This window comes from Pseudoalteromonas sp. AOP7-A1-14, from assembly GCF_052376275.1.
Taxonomy (GTDB): domain Bacteria; phylum Pseudomonadota; class Gammaproteobacteria; order Enterobacterales; family Alteromonadaceae; genus Pseudoalteromonas.
In genome coordinates this window covers 1-3793 of record NZ_JBQSVO010000184.1, presented here as the reverse complement: position 1 = coordinate 3793, position 3793 = coordinate 1, and the positions used below count along the sequence as shown (strand labels likewise).

The 3793-nt window shown below is 38.7% G+C and carries 5 protein-coding genes; 2 read left to right on the top strand and 3 right to left on the bottom strand.

Annotation, left to right across the window (positions count from 1 at the left end; genetic code table 11):
- Positions 1 to 236 precede the first annotated feature (236 nt).
- Together ACT3RM_RS17200 and ACT3RM_RS17195 are read right to left on the bottom strand one after the other, a co-directional pair.
- Positions 237 to 893, bottom strand: a complete 657-nt coding sequence (locus ACT3RM_RS17200; protein ID WP_441834717.1) for an endonuclease — start codon at positions 891 to 893, stop codon at positions 237 to 239.
- 81 nt (positions 894 to 974) lie between these two features.
- Positions 975 to 1682 carry a hypothetical protein gene (locus ACT3RM_RS17195; protein WP_441834716.1) on the bottom strand — a complete coding sequence of 236 codons (708 nt, stop codon included), beginning with the start codon at positions 1680 to 1682 and terminating at the stop codon, positions 975 to 977.
- 155 nt (positions 1683 to 1837) lie between these two features.
- Between ACT3RM_RS17195 and ACT3RM_RS17190 the strand changes: the two genes are divergently transcribed.
- Positions 1838 to 2218: a hypothetical protein gene (locus tag ACT3RM_RS17190; protein WP_441834715.1), complete on the top strand. Its 381-nt coding sequence runs from the start codon at positions 1838 to 1840 to the stop codon at positions 2216 to 2218.
- A 21-nt stretch (positions 2219 to 2239) separates the two neighbouring features.
- On the opposite strand, the gene ACT3RM_RS17185 is transcribed toward ACT3RM_RS17190, so the two are convergent.
- Positions 2240 to 2677, bottom strand: a complete 438-nt coding sequence (locus tag ACT3RM_RS17185) for a PaaI family thioesterase (RefSeq protein ID WP_441834713.1) — start codon at positions 2675 to 2677, stop codon at positions 2240 to 2242.
- Between the two features lie 161 nt (positions 2678 to 2838).
- On the opposite strand from ACT3RM_RS17185, the gene lexA reads away from it, so the two are divergent.
- Positions 2839 to 3456 carry a transcriptional repressor LexA gene (gene lexA / locus ACT3RM_RS17180; protein ID WP_441834712.1) on the top strand — a complete coding sequence of 206 codons (618 nt, stop codon included), beginning with the start codon at positions 2839 to 2841 and terminating at the stop codon, positions 3454 to 3456.
- Positions 3457 to 3793: the final 337 nt, after the last annotated feature.

The window sequence follows — 3793 nt, the reverse complement described above, 5'->3', positions numbered from 1 at the left end:
AATCAATGGATGTCGTCGGTGTTTTATTTATCACTTCCTCAGACGTTGATGCGTTTTCACTGCCGCCACAGCCGACTAAACTAAGTCCGCCAAGAGCTACTAAAACTGCTAATGAGAGTGCGTTATTTTTAAACATGCTGGTTACTTTCCTGTAAATATATGTTAAAAAATATCAGCTAAATAATGTTCTAGCAATAATAAACCCGCTTAAAAATGAAAATGAGTGTATAAATAGTTTAAAGATTTCTGCTTGTTTTTTGTGCTGCCAATACTTGGTTTTGCCATGCTTTAAACAGTTTTTGTTGTTTACTCGATATACTTAAACCATAAGTTTTTTGCATATAAAAATAAGCGTCGGCAATACGTTTTCTAGCATAAAAAGGCGGTTCTACAATGCGTTGCTTAAAATTAACTTTTACTTGGCAGCGCCCATATTGGTTTGCACTACCCGCGAGCATGCCAAACCGATAGTTAGAGCGATCACCGTTAATTTCACCAATGGCGGGGGCAAGGTTGTTAATATCAGCCTCCATCTTTCTAAATTGCGGGCTGGTCTTTATGCAGTTTTTACGACCGCCATGTTGCCAACATTGTAGTTGATGGCCAAATTCCCATGCAGAAACAATATGCTCCCACTCAATACGTGTGGCGCGAGCATTGGGATTGCCTGAACGAGTCATGGCATTACGCGGTACATAGCCACAGCTCTTTACGTCGGGCACCAGTTTTTTACCTTGGCGCTTAATATCACAGCCACAATAAAAGCTTTTACTGTTATTAGGTAGGGTTTTTATAAGGTGTTTTTTAGCGCTAGAAAAACGGCTGAATTGTTCGTTAGCATAGCTATTTATGCTGAACCCACAAATCAGCAACGCGATAATAAATTGCGTCATATCCAATCACTTTAGTGAACTACAGGAGTTGCTATTTTAGAGTGATTATTCAAATGGGTAAATAAGTTAACAGGGGAAAGTTTAGACGCTGCGTTTACGTCGCCTAAACCGAAGTGTTTGCAACAGTAATATTATGCCTGTAATACAAAATAAAACACTACATGCAGCAAAACTTATCAGTAACGGGTTGTTAAAGTCTTCACGCTCATCGTAGTCCATAATGTGTAGCATCCAGAAGAAATCAAAAATACGCCAAAGTATGCTGCGAACCGCAATTATTTTGCCGTTATCTGCTGCTAAATATAATGTAGTGCTAAAAATATCGTCATACGTTACTTGCCAAATATTGTTTTTATAACCGGCCTCTCTGCTGCCAGTTTCAAGCTTAGTAATTTTCCTTACGTGTGCGTCAATTAGTAAGTGGGCGTTAGCATTGGCAATAATTTGCGATTGATCAGGGGCTTTAAAAGGGTGACCTGTTAAGCCATTAAAGGTGTACTCTTGCCTTGCACTTTTAACTACAATAATGGGCGTGGTTAAAAAATGGCTATAGTTAATTTGCTTAGGTTCAGCGACTTGATTAACTATATTCTCAATCGATGCAAAGTAATCGGTGTGTTGAAAAGGGTTATTAAGTTGGTGCTCAGCGAGATGCTTACCATGAACTTTTTCAAGGGGGATTGCGCTCATTATCAAACCGCCCAGTAGCCACGCAAAAATTTGCATCGCTATCAAATACCCCAGCCATTTGTGCAGCTTTCTGGCATTTTTGAAAAGACGTTTGTTCATGAAGATACCTGTTCTTATCTTTAAATGCCTGATTGTATGGGGTTGAACTTGATTGCCAATGTGGCAAATTGTCGCAGGGATTTTATTCTAGATTTGGTATATGAGAAAAACTAGGTTAAAATTTGACTCTTATCAACAGGGGTAAACAACAGCATATGTCAGAAATTCAATTTTTAAATGTAGATCTTGAGCTAGAATCGAAACAAGATATTAGCACTTTAGTGGCTGATCTTAAAAAGCATGCCACGGTATTACATTACGATAAAGATGAGTATAGACAACTTGCCCGTATAGAAGCCAGTGCTGAAATAAGCTCGCCAGACAAAGCTATAAATCATATTTGCGAGCTTATTGAATCATGCTCTCGTAATGCCTTAAAGCAATGGTTATCGTGTTCAAGACGTACCTTTGATATTGGTTTCGAGTCAGGCAGTTCACCTAAATGTTTTAACCAAGCATTACAAGCTGACACTTTATTACGCATTTCTGCGATTGGCGCGGGTATCGAAATCACTATTTATCCGCTTGAGAAATAGCTTTTTATATAAAAATAGCGCTTAACGCTCAACCACCGCGGCCGTCATTCGTGATACGCAGCACAACTCTCCACGGCTATTAGTTATTTTTACTTCCCACACTGATGTACGCTTACCTAAATGAAGAGGTTTAGCTGTGGCCGTTAAGGTGCCGTTGCGTGATGCCTTTAAATGGTTGGCATTAATTTCTTGCCCTACGCAATAAAACTTAGTGTAATCAACAACAAAGTTAGCTGCGTAGCTGGCTACTGTTTCTGCAAGGACAACATTAGCGCCTCCATGCACCATACCGATAGGGTTATGATGTTGTGGGATTGCAGGCATGGTTGCAACTAAATAATCATCACCAATTTCAGTTACTTCAATACCCATGGTTTTCATTAGTGTGCCTTGACCTGTAATGCCACTTTCCAATTCTTTACACAGCTCAAGGCTGACAGGTTGATACCAGATGCTCATTTTTATTTCTCGGTTAGGTCGTGGTTTACACTCAGGCTATTTTATTATTGATTATAATTCAATTGGTGTTTTGTTAATTATGAAAGTCATAATTTAAATTTGCGATTTTTAGATAACTGTATATACTCACAGTTAAATGTACTGTATGGAAAACCAGTTGTATGCGCCCATTAACTAAACGCCAAGCTCAAATACTCGAACTGATTAAAGTTTTTATTAAAGACACGGGGATGCCGCCAACTCGTGCTGAAATAGCCCAAACACTTGGTTTTAAAAGTGCTAATGCTGCTGAAGAGCATTTAAAAGCATTAGCTAAAAAGGGCGTAATTAAAATGACGCCAGGGGCTAGCCGTGGTATTAAGTTAATTGAAGAAGAAGAACCTGAGCAATTAGGGTTGCCTTTAATTGGTCGTGTCGCTGCTGGGGAGCCTATTTTGGCGCAACAACATGTTGAGAGCCATTGCCAAATTGATCCGCTATTATTTAAACCTGCTGCGGACTTTTTACTGCGTGTAAATGGTATGAGTATGAGAGATATCGGAATTATGGACGGCGACTTATTAGCAGTGCATAGTACCCAAGTCGCTGAGAATGGCCAAGTTGTTGTTGCTCGTGTTGATGAGGATGTAACAGTTAAGCGTCTTGAAAAAGCAGGCCGAAAAATACTTTTACATGCTGAAAATGAAGACTTTACACCTATTGAGGTGGACTTAGAGCACGAGTCGTTCAATATTGAAGGACTTGCTGTTGGCGTGATTCGAAATGCTGATTGGATGTAGTCATCAAGGTTGGCTAAGTTTGTCGCACCAAATTAGTGAAGTTTGGTGCAATACATTTCTTATACTATAAAGACTATATTTCATAGTTGTTAATACCCGCTAAACCCTTGCTTTTCGTTACTTTAAAGTAACTCATGTATTCTGCCCATCTAAAATAATGCGCTAGTTTTAGCTGTTATTCCTGCACCAAAAAAGAATTTAATTACTATAAAAATTTGCTTATTGACTATTTTTTAACTAATTAGTTAACACGCTGTGTTAACAATTATTTTACTGAAGTTGAAAGTAACACGAGATAGTGAGTAAAAAACATTATCTATATGGAAGTTTTGCAGCC

Coding starts and splice junctions, on each gene's coding strand:
- ACT3RM_RS17200 (WP_441834717.1), bottom strand. CDS start 893: ATGACGCAATTTATTATCGCGTTGCTGATTTGTGGGTTCAGCATAAAT.
- ACT3RM_RS17195 (WP_441834716.1), bottom strand. CDS start 1,682: ATGAACAAACGTCTTTTCAAAAATGCCAGAAAGCTGCACAAATGGCTG.
- ACT3RM_RS17190 (WP_441834715.1), top strand. CDS start 1,838: ATGTCAGAAATTCAATTTTTAAATGTAGATCTTGAGCTAGAATCGAAA.
- ACT3RM_RS17185 (WP_441834713.1), bottom strand. CDS start 2,677: ATGAGCATCTGGTATCAACCTGTCAGCCTTGAGCTGTGTAAAGAATTG.
- lexA (WP_441834712.1), top strand. CDS start 2,839: ATGCGCCCATTAACTAAACGCCAAGCTCAAATACTCGAACTGATTAAA.